Source organism: Desulfococcus sp., from assembly GCF_050178255.1.
In the GTDB taxonomy this organism is placed as follows: domain Bacteria; phylum Desulfobacterota; class Desulfobacteria; order Desulfobacterales; family Desulfococcaceae; genus Desulfococcus; species Desulfococcus multivorans.
Genome location: NZ_JBFXGG010000041.1, coordinates 1 through 14,253, shown reverse-complemented (window position 1 = coordinate 14,253; position 14,253 = coordinate 1). Strand labels below are relative to the sequence as shown.

The 14,253-nt window shown below is 57.1% G+C and carries 12 protein-coding genes; 7 read left to right on the top strand and 5 right to left on the bottom strand.

Translation table 11 applies throughout. The features are described 5' to 3' along the window. Positions 1-100 precede the first annotated feature (100 nt). Both AB7S84_RS09655 and AB7S84_RS09650 read right to left on the bottom strand, forming a co-directional pair. Positions 101-1,642 (bottom strand): TolC family protein, encoded by a 1,542-nt coding sequence (locus tag AB7S84_RS09655; protein ID WP_428154140.1) that lies wholly within the window; start codon positions 1,640-1,642, stop codon positions 101-103. Continuing rightward, positions 1,639-3,015 carry a TolC family protein gene (locus AB7S84_RS09650; RefSeq protein ID WP_428154138.1) on the bottom strand — a complete coding sequence of 459 codons (1,377 nt, stop codon included), beginning with the start codon at positions 3,013-3,015 and terminating at the stop codon, positions 1,639-1,641. Before AB7S84_RS09650 ends, AB7S84_RS09655 begins: the two co-directional genes overlap by 4 nt. Before the next feature lie 499 nt (positions 3,016-3,514). Here AB7S84_RS09650 and AB7S84_RS09645 point away from each other — a divergent pair, with 499 nt between their 5' ends. The 4 genes from AB7S84_RS09645 to AB7S84_RS09630 all read left to right on the top strand — a co-directional run bounded on the left by AB7S84_RS09645 (position 3,515) and on the right by AB7S84_RS09630 (position 6,407). After that, the gene (locus AB7S84_RS09645; protein WP_428154136.1) at positions 3,515-4,483 is read left to right on the top strand and encodes a universal stress protein; all 969 of its coding nucleotides are present in this window, start codon (positions 3,515-3,517) and stop codon (positions 4,481-4,483) included. Positions 4,484-4,541: 58 nt separating this feature from the next. Beyond that, on the top strand, positions 4,542-4,727 hold the full coding sequence (locus AB7S84_RS09640) for a hypothetical protein (RefSeq protein WP_428154134.1): 186 nt from the start codon (positions 4,542-4,544) through the stop codon (positions 4,725-4,727). A gap of 758 nt (positions 4,728-5,485) precedes the next feature. Beyond that, positions 5,486-6,043, top strand: a complete 558-nt coding sequence (locus AB7S84_RS09635) for a DUF134 domain-containing protein (protein WP_020875887.1) — start codon at positions 5,486-5,488, stop codon at positions 6,041-6,043. Positions 6,044-6,065: 22 nt separating this feature from the next. Further along, positions 6,066-6,407, top strand: a complete 342-nt coding sequence (locus AB7S84_RS09630) for a DUF5320 domain-containing protein (protein WP_020875888.1) — start codon at positions 6,066-6,068, stop codon at positions 6,405-6,407. A gap of 30 nt (positions 6,408-6,437) precedes the next feature. On the opposite strand, the gene AB7S84_RS09625 is transcribed toward AB7S84_RS09630, so the two are convergent. Both AB7S84_RS09625 and serC read right to left on the bottom strand, forming a co-directional pair. Next, entirely contained in the window at positions 6,438-7,286 is an 849-nt protein-coding gene (locus AB7S84_RS09625) for a haloacid dehalogenase-like hydrolase (protein WP_020875889.1), read from the bottom strand. Between the two features lie 13 nt (positions 7,287-7,299). Continuing rightward, the gene (gene serC / locus AB7S84_RS09620) at positions 7,300-8,388 is read right to left on the bottom strand and encodes a 3-phosphoserine/phosphohydroxythreonine transaminase (RefSeq protein ID WP_020875890.1); all 1,089 of its coding nucleotides are present in this window, start codon (positions 8,386-8,388) and stop codon (positions 7,300-7,302) included. 130 nt (positions 8,389-8,518) lie between these two features. On the opposite strand from serC, the gene hisD reads away from it, so the two are divergent. Beyond that, positions 8,519-9,820: a histidinol dehydrogenase gene (gene hisD, locus AB7S84_RS09615; RefSeq protein WP_020875891.1), complete on the top strand. Its 1,302-nt coding sequence runs from the start codon at positions 8,519-8,521 to the stop codon at positions 9,818-9,820. Positions 9,821-9,859: 39 nt separating this feature from the next. Here the strand turns inward: hisD and msrB are convergent, their stop codons facing one another. Further along, positions 9,860-10,993 carry a peptide-methionine (R)-S-oxide reductase MsrB gene (gene msrB / locus AB7S84_RS09610; RefSeq protein ID WP_020875892.1) on the bottom strand — a complete coding sequence of 378 codons (1,134 nt, stop codon included), beginning with the start codon at positions 10,991-10,993 and terminating at the stop codon, positions 9,860-9,862. 335 nt (positions 10,994-11,328) lie between these two features. Between msrB and AB7S84_RS09605 the strand changes: the two genes are divergently transcribed. Both AB7S84_RS09605 and AB7S84_RS09600 read left to right on the top strand, forming a co-directional pair. Next, on the top strand, positions 11,329-11,508 hold the full coding sequence (locus AB7S84_RS09605; protein WP_020875893.1) for a hypothetical protein: 180 nt from the start codon (positions 11,329-11,331) through the stop codon (positions 11,506-11,508). Between the two features lie 219 nt (positions 11,509-11,727). Then, complete coding sequence (locus AB7S84_RS09600) at positions 11,728-13,590, top strand: sigma 54-interacting transcriptional regulator (RefSeq protein ID WP_020875894.1); 1,863 nt, start codon at positions 11,728-11,730, stop codon at positions 13,588-13,590. Positions 13,591-14,253 lie beyond the last annotated feature (663 nt).

Here is a 14,253-nt window from a genome sequence, read left to right as displayed (position 1 = left end):
CCCATCAGGAGTCCGGCATGCCGTCGACACATGTCGTTCAACGGTATGCCGGGCCGCGGCGTGCCGCCATCGCAACTTGAACATATCGAGGTGCGGCGCCTCACAGAGATACGCCGATCGCCTGCTCCAGTTCGGCCCGAGCCACGCCGATATCGGAAATCTTCCGTGCCAGTGCCAGGCGAACCCTGAGCCAGTTGGTATAGGAGGCGATGACGTCCGCGAAGGAGACCGTGCCCGACTCGTATCCGCGGGTGGATACGTCCAGAGCGGACTTCGAAAGATCCACAACCGTTTCCCGGTAGAGGATTTCCTCCCTGACGGCCCGGTCCATCTCAAACCACGTGTTCCGGACCTGGTTGTCCGTCGCTGCCGCCGTTTTCCTGAGATCGGCCCGCAGCGCCGCCAGGGAGCTGCGCGTTCCCTTCAGCCAGGCGTCGTTGGTACCGAACCAGGGTGATTTGGGCAGCCCCCCACCCACGGCCGCAGTGGTTCGGTCCGAGAAGGACGCCTTCACGGCAGCCGATCCCGCCTGGAGAACCGCCTCGTCGTCATAATAGGAGAGACCCAGGGAATACGGCGGCAGGATCATGGTTTCGGCGAGCTCCAGCATCCGCTCCATCTTTCCCACCTGGGCACGAAGACGACGGAGTTCCTGGCGCCGGTCCCGTGCAAGGGGGTGGAGCCGGTCCAGGGCCGGGAGGCGCCGGTCCGGTGTCTCTTTCACAGGCGGTCCGATGGCGGTGTCCGGGGGCAGATCCAGAATATCCAGCAGCATCGATTCCAGATTGCGGGTGCGCTCCGTCAGGGTGACGAGATCCTCCTCCAGAATTCGACTTTCGATGGTCACCTTGATGACATCCTGAAAGCTCGTATTGCCGGCTTTGTAACGGGTTTGCGCGACCGATTCGAGACGCTGAAAAAGGGACAGCGTCTCAGACGTGATGCTCTGGGATTTCCGGACATAGAGAAGATTCCAGTAGGTTTTCCTTGCATTGGTCAAGGCATCTCGGCGTGCAATTTCAAGGGATTCCGCAGCAGCCCGGACAGAGGCATCCACCACCTCGCCCTTGAGGGCCGTCACGCCGGGAAACGGAAATTTCATCCTTACGGAGTCCTTGCCCTTCATGGGGCCGACGCCGGTCATCAGCCCTTCGGTGAAGGCGGTATACTGCTCGAGAACGGCATCGAGCTCCGCCACCTGGCTGAACGCCTGCAGCTCCGCCTGAAGGCGCTTTTCCGCGGCGTGGATCACGGGGCTCCGGATCAGGGTCAGCATCTCGAGGGTTTCCAGGGTGTAGCCCCTCTTCAGGACGCCGGCCGCCCCGGCATCGCTCCGGGCGGCGGTCGAAAGCCTCCGGAAGCGCTCCGGCTCCGGCCGGTAAAAGGCGTCCGCCGTTCCGGAGGCCCCGGACACCTTCCGCCATTTTTGTCGCATCCCGGCAAGCTGCCGCCGGCCTTCATCACGGGATAAATCCTGTTCTGTCGAAAGGGACGCCGCAGCTTTCGTGCCGTCTGCAATCGATTGGAAATAGGACGGCGGCCGGTAATTGCCCAGCTCGGAGGACATCTCCCGATAATTGCTGCTGCAGCCAGCGGTCGCGCAAAACGACAGCGTAACGATCACACGTAGTATCGTCTTCATGGTTTGATCTCCCCTGCCGATGCCGTCTCCTGCCGGGTAAGATCGAGCCCCGCGAGACGCTCCAGCCCGGCCAGGGCCTTGCCGTAGTCCGCCCGGGCCCGGGCCAGGGAGAGCTGGAAGTTATAGACCGTCGCCTGAATCTCCACAAAATCGGAAAAACTGCCCTGCCCTTCCCGGAACCACGTTTCGGCGGTCTCCATGGAGGCCAGCGCCTGGGGGATCATCTCCTTCCCATAGAGGGTCATCAACCGCTCGGCATTGCGAAGCCGGAAATAGAGGGCGCGGATCTGGGTCCGGCTCTGGTTGATCCGCTCGGCCTTCATCGCTCGGGCTTTCTGGGCGTCCGCCGTCGCCTGCCGCGTTCGGCTGGTGTTTTTGCCGAACCAGAGGGGAATGCTTACCCCGAACTGGATGCCCACGGCATCATCTCCGGAATCCGGCGGCGGCACGGCCACGTCGGGCTGTCCGATGCCCGCATAGAACAGCCCCACACTGAAATCCGGGAGATTCTGGTATCGGGCCAGCTCGATGCGGCGCTCCGCCTGGGACACCTGGGCATCGGCCGTGCGGATCTCCTCCTGCCGGGATTCGGCCATGGCATAGATGTCGTCGAGGGTGTAGACTACCGGCCGAACGGCAACCGGCGCAAGTTCACCGATGGGGGCCCCGGGCGCCCGGTTCAGCAGTCCGTTCAGCCGGGTTCGCTCGGTATCCTCCAGCTCCTCCAAGAGCAGCATGTCATACCTGAGCTGCCCTGTCTGGGACTGTGCTTTCACCACATCCAGGAAGGTCGCCTGATCCTCGGCATAGGCGGTTTCGCTGATCTTTCTCAGTTCATCCAGCAAGCCGGCGTTCTTACCGGCAATGGACCGGGCCTGGCGGATGTAGTGTAATTCGTGGTAGGATTCCTGGATCGCCACCGATACATCCCGGACGGTCCTGTCCAGATCGAGCCTTGCCATGAGGACCTCCTGCGCCACCACTTCGCCTTCCTTGGAAAGCCTGCCGGGAAAGGGAAACCTCTGGGAGATCGAAGCGTTCCAGTCCTGAGGACCGAGGCGGGTCTCGATGGGATCGGGGAAATAGGTGACCATCAGCTGGGGATCGGGCAGGCTCGTGCTCATGCGGTATTTTTCCACCACGGCCCGCCATGCTTCCCGAGCCGCCTGGATTGCGGGATTCTGTTCGTAGGCATAGACGATCAGATCAGGGAGGCGGGCCTGATCTTCGAGGCGCAGCCCATCGCCGGCCGATGGACCGGATGGGACTGACGGAGCCGGGACTTCGGACGCCATGAGCTTCGGTGTGAAACAGGACAATCCGATGATACCCGCCATCAATCCGATAGAAACCGCTCCTTTCATCATTTTCATGAGCATCCCCCTTATGGCGCTTCTTCTGTAGATGTAAAGTTCATCATGAGATTCTTACCAGACAGCCATTTTGGTGCCGCCTTCTATATACCTGCGGCTTCCGATCTTTTGCTGGACGATGGCCGTCTCTTGCAGGAGATCCTCTGTCAGGCGGCCGGACCGATGCGAAAATCATGTTGCATGTCATGTTAGGAGATGGAAGAAGAATTCAAGAGCTTATAATTTAGGAGGTTAATCATCTATCTTGAAGATTTCAAACTTAAAATAGCCGTTTCCGCTGCCGACACACTATACCGCAACCACGGCAGCATCCGCCATTCCGACAGCGGCACCCCATCCAAAAGCCGCGAGACAGCATGCAACGGAAGATTCTCTTGACTTGGTCGTCCGCATCCTTCATAGATCTCTGTAGTGCCGGGACTCCGTGAATCTCGTGACAGGTCTTTAACAGTTATGGCGGTATCGAGCCGCAAATTGACCAAGGGAGGCGTTGTGAACGATGGATGCGAAAAATCGTAAAAAAATACTGGTCGCCCTGGATGGTTCCGATCATTCCTTCAACGCGGTGCATTACCTCGCTCGGGTGTTGCCCCGGAACACCGCAACGATCGTTCTTTTCAGTGTCTACACCAAACGGCCCGAGCGGTTCTGGGACACCGAAGAGGATCCCTTCATCGATCCGAACGCCGACGACGGCCGATTGTGGGAGATTGAGCACAAGAGGGCTATCGGCGAGTTTCTGGAAAACGCCCGTAAGACGCTTCTGAAATATGGCTTTTCACCGGACGACCTCGTCATTAAAAGCCAGGAAAAGCAGATCGGGATTGCAAGGGACATCATCCGGGAAGCCCAATCCGGCTATGACGCCGTCGTGGTTGGGCGACAGGGCATGAACCCCATCACGCGTCTCGTCATCGGAAGCGTCGCTGCAAAGCTCATTGCCGGCCTGACGACGGTTCCCCTCTGGCTCATGGGGACCGAAGTCATCTTCGACAGCAGCGCCCCGCTTAAACTTCTGGTGACCATAGACGGCTCCGATAACGCCCTGAGAGCGGTAAAATACGTGGGAGAAATGACAGCGGGCGCCGACATCGATATCACCCTGTTTCAGGTGATTCGGAGTTTTGATTTCAGGCTCCCCGGTCCCGATGAACATTTCTTTGCACCCCCCGAGGGGGCGAAATGGACGGAGGAATCCCGGGAGGCGCATGTAGTGCGCGCTGCTTTTGAGAAGGCGGTCAAAATCCTTGCAGACACCGGCTTCGATCACCGCCGCATCACCACAAAAATCGTGTCCGGTGTCGCCACTAGGAGCGGGACCATTATTGCCCAGGCGATGACGGGAGGGTACGGGACGATTGTCATCGGCCGGAGAGGCCACTCCAAGGTCGGAGAATTCCACATGGGACGCGTGACAAACAAAGTCATTCAACTGGCCGGCAAAACAACGGTCTGGATGATCAGTTGACAGACTTTGACGAGCCTCCCCTCAGGTCCTAACCTCTTTTCTGCGGAAGGTGATCAGCATGTATGAACAATTGAATGACCGGAACACCCAGTGCGACCTCTGCGGTATGAAAGATCCGGAAGGTATTATCTATCGATCCGATAATTTCATCTATTTATGTTCCAAGTGCATGGAGAAAATCAAGACCGCGCCCGACAGCCTCAGTGAGACCCTTGAACGAACGCTGATGGGGAATGTCCTGTGAAGAGATAGTATTCCGGATTGATAAGTGATTTTAAGACGGTCAAAAACTCGACACGCAACTTTCGGTGTTCATGGACCGGGGCCCAAGCCCTATGTCCATAGGTATTTGTACCTAGGTAAAATGGGTGTTTTCACCGATTGTTTTTACGGAATTAACCTGCTAATTCTGTGACACCCTCCAACTTTCCTTGGGGGTCTTTTACTCTTCTTCTCGCTCCCCCGCCATGGTGGCGGGGGAGAAAATTCCATTATACAATTTAACTTTCGACGTTCATGATGGTAACCGGAAAGAGGTGCCGGGAGGATACGACCCGTGCCCCACGCGGTTTCGTTCAAGTGCCGCTAAAGCTTGCTCCGGGCGGCCCGGAAACTCGTTGCGCTCAGACAGTCCGGGCCGCTGATCCTCCACTGCGCTTAAGCGGCACTAAAACTCACCGCTGAAGGGGCGCGGGTCGTATCCTCCCGGCACCGGCCTATGAAAGTCGAAAGTTGAGTATATAAATTAAATCAGATAGATAATAACTTTCTGCAAAATGCGGTTGCGGGCATGGTTGCGGAAAGGTTTTTCCTCGCAGTCTTCACCGCCGATACGCCGCCATCGTCCCGAGGCGGATATTTCCGCCTGCCCTGTCAGATTTTTCTCAGGATGGTCTGTCGACAAACAGAACATTTTTTGTCATTTGACCATTATTTCCCATTGACACCCAGCATCAAAGCAACTATGTTTTAGTCAAATGACCATAACAGGAGTTGATTGTCATGCCGAGACCCGTAAAACCGCGACTGGTGTCTGAACACCCTTTGGTGCCCTCTTTCGGCCCGATGGAGACCCTCCCTACCGGCGAGGTCCATCTCTCCGTGGAAGGCATGGAGGCGCTTCGACTCACCGATGATGAAGGGATGGATCAGGACGGCGCGGCCGTTCTCATGGGCATCTCCCGCCAGACCTACGGCAGGATTCTGGCAGAAGCCCGTCATACCGTCACCCATGCGCTACTGACGGGCAAGGTGCTTCGGGTCGGCGGGGGCAACTATCAGCTTCGGGAAGGCCGCGGCAGACATCGGCGACGGTGTGGACGCCGAGGGCACAGCGAAGCGGAACTCCGGAAAGGAGAGGCGTGTATGCCGAGAGGTGATGGAACCGGTCCCGACAGTCGAGGACCGTCAGGAAGCGGTAACGGCTCCTGCGGCCGGAATGGTCGGGGTCGAGGCAATGAACCCGAAAATATTTCGGGCTTCGGCAGGAAAGGCCGTGGCGGCCGGACCGCCACGACCGGACGTGTCGATCGGGATTGGGGGTCTCAAAACGAATCGTAATCTTATGAAAAGGAGGCAAATCATGCCGGGTTATGACGGAACCGGTCCCATAGGTCGGGGACCCATGACAGGCGGGGGCAGAGGCTTCTGCAACACAGGTCAACCTTACATCCGTCGGGGTGTCGGCGGCAGGACATTCGGCCGCGGCGGACGATGCTTCGGTTTTGGTCTGGGCCACGGATGGGGTGCCGGACGGGGACGGGGTGGCAGCCCCTTCCCCGCCGGCTGGAGTTCGGCCCGCACCATGAGCAAAGCGGAGGAACTGGAGATGCTCAGGACCGAATCCGAAGAGCTGAATCGCACGCTGGATGACATTCGGAACAGAATGGAAGCCCTCGAAAGATCAGGTGCGGAAAGCGAATAGCAGCACCAATACCAGACAGCGGGCAGGGGGTCAAGCCCTGCCCGCTTGCGTTTTCAGCCCTTCCCACCGCCGCCAATTAATGAATCGTATCGTCTTCCCAAGGGGCAATCTATTGAGAATACGTTCATCTGCGTCATCACCGATAAACACCGTCTGATGGGGCATCATGTCAAGGCGATTGAATTTGGTCAGAATCATGCCTTCGACCCCGCCGGTAAAACAGCCGTTCCGGTCTGCGATCATCCTGTTGGCATGAACGACAATGGCGGCCGGCGAAACGCCGATCTCATCAAAGCACTTTCGAACATCGGATCTGTCAAGAAATTGTTGGACAACCTCCCGGGAAGAGCCCTGGGAATAGACGTGAACTTCAGGATGCGACCTGAATGAACACAAAATGGCGCGAAGAATCGTCATCACTGATGGATTCAGATGGAGCGTATGGGCCGATCCCGGGGTCGAAGGCATCGGCGCGCCGTGGACCAGGGCGGCCAGTGACTCGACTTCAACCCCCTTGAATGCGCCGAAGGTCGCCCGGACGGCCCAGGGAGCCCATGCAGCCCCCCGGGAGAGCATCAGCGCCGCCGTGCCTCGCACGGCACTTTTCACCATGAACGCCAATCTGCGTGTCAGCGTCCAGTTGGAAAAGCGCAGGAGGAACAGAACCCATACGATCGGGACATGCTCTAAAATGAGGGTTCCGTCGAAATCGAGAGCAATGCATGACCGGCCGGAGACGGCGTCAAAGCCATGCTCACCAGGGGGCGTCGAACCTTTGCTGATACAGCGGCAACCCATATATTCCAGACGGCTGAGAACACCCCGCTCCCGCCGAATTCCCGGCGGGGCGGTGTATGTCTCGTTCGCTTTCCCGGCCAAGGACGGCTTCGGCCTAACCGTTTCTCTTCTCGAAGGTTTTCATGAAATCCACCAGCGCCGAAACGGCGTCGATCCCCGTGGCGTTGTATATGGATGCCCGGCATCCGCCCACGGAGCGATGGCCCTTGAGGCCGCCGAAGCCGGCCTGAGTGGCCTCCTGAATGAATTTCTGCTCCAACGCCTCGGAGGGCAGGCGGAAGGTCACGTTCATGCGTGAACGGCTGTCGGTGTCGGCGGTTCCCCGGTAAAATTCACTCCGATCCATGAAATCATAGAGCATCCCGGCCTTTTTCTCATTGATGGCGGCCATCTTGTCAAGGCCCCCCACGGTCTCCTCCAGCCATTTCATGACCAGTTGGAGCGTGTAGACGGCGAAACAGGGCGGCGTGTTGAACATGCTGTTCTTTTCACTGAAGGTGGTGTATTTGAGCATGGTCGGCAGATTCTGGGGAACCCGCGCCAGCATGTCTTCCCGGATGATCACCATACATACGCCTGCCGGTCCGATGTTCTTTTGAGCGCCGGCGTAAATCACCCCAAAGGGGTTGGGATCGAAGGGACGGCTCATCATGTCCGAGGACATATCGGCCATGATCGGCACGCTGCCGGTCTCGGGGAATTCGGCCCACTGGGTGCCCTTGATGGTGTTGTTGGAGGTAATGTGGACATAAGCCGCATCCGGGTTGAAGGGAATGTTTTTGGGGATGTATGCAAAGTCCCGATCCTCGGAGGAGGCCACCACGTTGACGGTTTTTCCCTGAATTTTGACTTCCTTGATGGCCTTGGTGGACCATGTTCCGGTATTGACGTAATCGGCCGCCTTGCCCTCAGGAAGGAGGTTCATGGGAATCATGCAGAACTGCAAACTGGCACCGCCCTGCAGAAAAAGGACATGGAACCGGTCATCCAGCTTCAGGAGGCGTCGCGTGCGGGCAATGGCGTCCTCGATAACGGCATCAAACCACTTGGAACGGTGACTGATCTCGGTGATAGACATGCCGGACCCCGCAAAATTGAGAAAATTTTCCTGAATTTCCTCAAGGACGGGCAGGGGAAGGGCCGCAGGGCCGGCATTGAAATTGTAAATTCGGTGTTCCTTCATAAGCGCCTCCGATCATAATTGAATATTGTGTGAGAAACTCACCTGTGGTAATTAGAAACTTTTCTTTTTTCAAAAGGCTATCGACTTGTCAAGATGATAACGGCAATAAAGACTGAAAAAGGCAGGACCCATGGAGATATACACTTACCCATCCAATGCGGCGACAGGCCGTCTGAAAGCAATTGCCGGGCGGGGCGTCGCATTCGATGAAGCGCTGTTCGAAAACGTCAAGACCATTTTAAAAGATGTTGCCTCGCGCGGAGACGCGGCTTTGGTGGACTACGCCAACCGGTTCGACGCCCCCGACTTGACGGCGGCGGACCTGGAGGTGACACCCGCGGAGTTCTCAGCGGCGGAAAGCGTCGTGGAGGGTTCCTTCATGGCGGCCATGGAGCGGGCGGCGGAACAGATAGAAGGTTTCCACCGGAAGCAGCTTCGGAAATCCTGGATTACCACCGATCGGCCCGGCACCTTGCTGGGCCAGATCTTCAACCCCGTGGAGACGGCGGGCGTTTACGTGCCCGGCGGAACAGGGGGGGACACACCGCTGGTGTCCACCGTTCTCATGAACGCCATTCCGGCTCGGATCGCGGGGGTCAACCGTATCATAATGGTTACGCCTTCCCGCCGGGACGGCACCGTCAACCCTTACATGCTTGCGGCGGCCCGTCGGGTGGGCGTGGATGCCGTATTCAGAGTCGGCAGCGCCTGGGCCATAGGGGCCCTTGCCTACGGGACCGAACGGATTCCGCGATGCGACGTCATCGTCGGCCCCGGCAATATCTATGTCACCATTGCCAAGAAAATCGTCTCCGGCACCGTCGGCATCGACATGATCGCGGGGCCGAGCGAGGTGCTGGTCATTGCCGATGATTCTGCCAACCCGGAATTCACGGCGGCTGACCTTCTGTCCCAGGCCGAACACGACACGCTCGCCTCCGCCGTTCTGGTCACCACCTCCCGACCGCTGGCGGAGGCAGTCGTCGCTGCGGTGACGCGGCAGACGGCGCATCTCACCCGTAAGGATATCGCTCGGAAATCCCTCGAGAATTACGGTGCGGTCTTTGTGGTGTCGGACATCCCGGCCGCCTTCGAACTCGCCAACCGGATCGCTCCCGAACACCTGGAACTCCATATCGAGGCGCCATTCGAGCATCTCGGACGGATCCGAAACGCGGGCGCCGTCTTTGTCGGTCAGTTCACGCCGGAGCCCATCGGCGACTACATCGCCGGCCCCAACCACGTGCTGCCCACAGCGGGCACCGCCCGGTTTTCCTCGGCGCTTTCGGTCGATAATTTCATCAAGAAGACCAGCCTGATCTCTTACAGCGAGACAGCCTTCCTTGAAGATGCCCCGGACGTCATCCGCCTGGCGGAGACCGAAGGACTTGGCGCCCACGCCCATTCCGTCAGGATCCGGCTGGGTCAATAGTCACAGCGAACGCGGGCACCCACGCGTCGCAGGCGCTGTTTACGGCTCAGATACAAACACCCGGAGATATTCCCCGTACCCCTCTTTTTCCAGATCCGCCTTCGGCACAAATCGCAGGGCCGCCGAATTGATGCAATACCGGCGGCCCGTGGGTTCCGGTCCGTCGTTGAAGACATGGCCGAGATGGGAATCGCCGTAACGGCTTCTCACCTCGGTACGGACCATGAAAAATCTGCGATCTTCCTTTTCGATGACATTGTCCGGTTCGAGTGGGCGGATAAAGCTGGGCCATCCGGTGCCGGAGTCGAACTTGTCCGTCGAACTGAAGAGGGGCTCGCCGGAAACCACGTCGACATAGATGCCCGCCTTCTTGTTGTCCCAATAGGCATTGTGGAAAGGCGGCTCGGTCCCCTCCTCCCGCGTCACGGTGTACTGAAGCGGCGTCAGCGTCCTGCGCAGGACGGCATCATCGGGTCTGGCGTAACGGACTTTCGAAGCGCCGTTTTTCAGGCTGCGGTCATCGTCCTTCCAGACCTTCCGAATGAACTGATCCCGCCCGGAACCGCTCCGGTAACGTCCGTAACGGCCCGGATTCTTCTTGTAATAATCCTGGTGATATGCTTCAGCGGCGTAGAATCGGTCCAGCCTGCGAATCTCCGTCACAAGCGGCCGGGCGAAACGTCCTGACCGGTCCAGCGCCGCCCTGGAAGCCTCGGCCTGCTGTCTCTCTGCCTCGGTTTCATAAAAGATCGCAGTCCGATACTGCGGCCCTCGATCCACAAATTGACCGCCGGCATCCGTCGGATCCACATGACGCCAGAACACATCGAGCAGTTCGGTGTAGGAAATCTTCCCGGGATCATAGACCACCTGAACGGCTTCCAGGTGGTCGGTCGACCCGGACGATACCTGCTCATAGGTCGGATTCTCCAGGTCGCCGCCGGTGTAACCCGAAAGCACCTCGACAACACCGTCGACCTTCTCGAAATCCGATTCGACGCACCAGAAGCATCCGCCGGCAAATGTGGCTTTCCTCAGGTTGTGGGGGGTATTCGTCATGTTGGTTTTCTCCATATTCTTTTCGTTAACCCTCATGCCGTCGGCCTGGCGAAGGATGCCAAGTCCCATCAGTGCCAATAACGCCGCGGCGATCATCAGAAACCCGGGTTTCATGGTGTCAACTCCTTTCATCCATAACGGCGAAATCGCGCCGTCCCTGCAGGACGCGCTTTCTTCGTCGGGGTTCCGCCGTCATTATATCCCGAAATATAGGCATCCTTTCCGTTACACCCAAGGGCAGCCTGCAGGCGACTTGAGTCAGGGCGTCCGGAACCCGCGAAATTTTACACCCCGTCATGAAAGCCGGCTTGAGTTTTCATCCAATTGGACTTATATTAATCAATGGTATTCTATCGGGGGTTTCCCGTATGAAATTCTGACGACCGCAACCGAAACCCCACCCACTTCGCGGCAGTCATCCAGCGATACGCCAACAATGGAGGATCTTGATGCGCGCATTCAAGATGACCGGCTATAACAGTGATAACGTCAAAAGGGTACGATATCGCTTTGCCAAAGACTTCAAGGACGCAGAGCAGCGCTTCACCAAGGAGTTCTGGTATCTTCACATCGAGTCCATCACCGAGTGCCCTGCATCGGAAGCGAGCATTAACGGCGTCCACAACTGACGTCGATACTTTCGGTCAGTGCTCGCAATAATACCTGAAATGAGCCTGAAATGAGCTTGAAATGAACCTGAAATAAAATAGACGAATGCACCCCATTTCCACAACGTTGCTCACCGTCAAACCCCGTCAAAACATCGGTGCCCCAAAGCGGAGACGGTCTGATGCAGAGAGGGCCGGCGACACTTCGCTTATCGGTTGCCCCCATGGAATCGCAGTTGGATGAAGAACGACAACACTATTACCATCCAGAACCTGAAGGATCTGGATCTTCTGGTGCAGCAGATTCGCAGGCTCGAGCAGGCGAATGAACGGCCGGAAAAAAAGGCCCTTCAACAATACATGAGTGTCTTCGACAACTCGGGCGCTCCAGCCATCATCATTGAAAATGACATGCTCGTCTCCAGGGCCAACCCCAAGTTCGAGGAGCTCACCGGTTTCACCAAGACCGAAATCGAAGGTCGGCTGAAGTGGCCCCAGTTTCTCGTGGAGGAAGACCGGGAGCGCATGGTTCGCTATCACACCCTCAGGAGAATCCGTGAGGACAAGGCGCCGGAAGAATACGAATGCACGGTCGTCACCAAAACCGGTCAACTGAAGTATATCTACATGAAAGTGGGCATGATCCCGGGCACCCGTCGAAGCGTCGCCTCGTTTACGGACATCACTTCCCTCAAACTGACCGAACAGGCCCTTAGGGAGAGTGACCGGCGGCTGTCGACCCTCATGGGCAATCTGCCGGGCATGGCATACCGGGGCAGCAACGACGCCCGTCGGACCATGACCTTTCTCAGCCAGGGATGTCGGGGATTGACCGGCCTGGACCCGGCGGTTTTGACTGGTGCGGATGCCGGCGGCTACGCGGATCTCATCCATCCCGACGATCGGAAGATGGTTCTCGCCGTCATTCAAAAAGCGGTTTCCCAGCGCCGTGCTTACGAAATGGTATACCGAATCCGTCTCGCCGACAACGACGGTGAAAAGTGGGTCTGGGAGAAAGGCGTCGGGGTCTTTTCCCCCGAAGACGAACTTGTCGCCCTCGAGGGGTTCATCACCGATTTCACCGACCAGAAACGGTCTGAGCAGGCTCTGGTCCAGGAGAATATCCGGCTTCGAAGTTCCATGAAGGACCGGTACCAATTCTGTGGCATCATCGGCAAGAGCCCTGCGATGCAGCAGATCTATGAGATGATTCTCAAAGCTGCAGCCTCTGACGCGAATGTGATCATCTACGGCGAATCCGGCACGGGCAAGGAACTCGTGGCCCGGGCCATTCATGATACAAGTGATCGAAACCGAAGGAATTTCGTACCGGTCAATTGTGGAGCCATCCCTGAAGGCCTGTTTGAAAGCGAATTTTTCGGCTATAAGAAAGGTGCCTTTTCCGGAGCGCATGTCGCCAAGAAAGGCTATATCGACATGGCCGAGGGGGGCACCCTGTTTCTGGACGAGGTTGGAGAAATCAGTCTCCACATGCAGGTCAAACTGCTCAGAGCCATAGACCAGGGCGGCTATACGCCTCTGGGTGGAAACGAAGTCCTTCGGCCGGAAATCCGGATCGTCGCAGCCACCAACCGGGATCTTAAGATGTTTGTACAGAAGGGGCTGATGCGTAAGGACTTTTTCTATCGCATCCACATCATTCCCATCCATCTGCCGCCGCTCAGGGAGCGAAAGGAAGATCTGCCGCTCCTGATCGAACATTTCCTGAAAAAATATGACAAACAGGATCACGGGGAGTTGATCTCAGGCAGGGTTCTGGAATTTATGAATCGCTACGAATGGCCCGGCAATGTCCGTGAACTCCAGAACGTGCTTCACCGATACGCCACGCTGAACCGGCTCGATCTTGTCGACACCGATGCCCATGAACCGGAAGGTCGCCTCCCCGATTTTCGCGGACCGATCGAAGAGCAGGCGGACGTCCCGGATTTCCGGACAGCCGTGCGCCGCTTTGAAAAAGCGCTGATTCTGAAAACCCTGGAGCAGAGCCGGTGGCATCGGGAGGCAGCGGCCAAACGCCTCGGCCTTCCCGTGAGAACTTTTTTCAGAAAGCTCAAGGCCCTCGACATATCATCGGCATGATTCGTGCCATTTTTGGCATGTGTTTATTTTAAATCTAATATTAGATAATTATAGCCTTATACCAAGATATTCATGCCGGTTTCGGCAGGATTTTTTTGTTCGTTTTATCTTTCTCCTTTTTAACCCCTCTTCGTTATCCCCTGAACCTTTTGCACCTGCACAACGATTTCAAGACCGTTGAACCGCCACTTCATCAAAACAATTATTTCTTTAAAATCATATTGTTAAAATTGAAACGCCCAGCCCGATGTAATTATTGCCGCCGGTCGGATCGTCAGAAAATCATCGTCTGCGACCCTCATGGCACAAACCTTGCTATTACCTGCATCGATTGTCGGGAGGAGCATCCATGCCCCGTTCAGCGGAAGTCTGTTCATAACGCAACCCGACTGTCATGATGGAGACTGAAGGCCGAAGACCGGAGGGGCATAAAAGCACCCCCTTCGCCACAGGCGCACCCCTGTAGCCTATAGCCTTCAGCCTGTAAATGCCGCGGCAAAATTTGGTTGAAGCGGTTTTTAACGAACGCACCATGATTAAACATGAGGAGTTAAAGATGGAATTCGAGTTGAACCGGGAACAGAAAGGCATCCAGCAGGCGGTTAGAGATTTCGTCAAAGGCGAATTCAAAAAAGATGTCATCGCCGAGCTTGAAGAAACCCA

What these genes read in the sequence shown, in the direction of transcription:
- AB7S84_RS09655 (WP_428154140.1), bottom strand. Translation starts at nt 1,642, where the DNA reads ATGAAGACGATACTACGTGTGATCGTTACGCTGTCGTTTTGCGCGACC.
- AB7S84_RS09650 (WP_428154138.1), bottom strand. Translation starts at nt 3,015, where the DNA reads ATGAAAATGATGAAAGGAGCGGTTTCTATCGGATTGATGGCGGGTATC.
- AB7S84_RS09645 (WP_428154136.1), top strand. Translation starts at nt 3,515, where the DNA reads ATGGATGCGAAAAATCGTAAAAAAATACTGGTCGCCCTGGATGGTTCC.
- AB7S84_RS09640 (WP_428154134.1), top strand. Translation starts at nt 4,542, where the DNA reads ATGTATGAACAATTGAATGACCGGAACACCCAGTGCGACCTCTGCGGT.
- AB7S84_RS09635 (WP_020875887.1), top strand. Translation starts at nt 5,486, where the DNA reads ATGCCGAGACCCGTAAAACCGCGACTGGTGTCTGAACACCCTTTGGTG.
- AB7S84_RS09630 (WP_020875888.1), top strand. Translation starts at nt 6,066, where the DNA reads ATGCCGGGTTATGACGGAACCGGTCCCATAGGTCGGGGACCCATGACA.
- serC (WP_020875890.1), bottom strand. Translation starts at nt 8,388, where the DNA reads ATGAAGGAACACCGAATTTACAATTTCAATGCCGGCCCTGCGGCCCTT.
- hisD (WP_020875891.1), top strand. Translation starts at nt 8,519, where the DNA reads ATGGAGATATACACTTACCCATCCAATGCGGCGACAGGCCGTCTGAAA.
- msrB (WP_020875892.1), bottom strand. Translation starts at nt 10,993, where the DNA reads ATGAAACCCGGGTTTCTGATGATCGCCGCGGCGTTATTGGCACTGATG.
- AB7S84_RS09605 (WP_020875893.1), top strand. Translation starts at nt 11,329, where the DNA reads ATGCGCGCATTCAAGATGACCGGCTATAACAGTGATAACGTCAAAAGG.
- AB7S84_RS09600 (WP_020875894.1), top strand. Translation starts at nt 11,728, where the DNA reads ATGAAGAACGACAACACTATTACCATCCAGAACCTGAAGGATCTGGAT.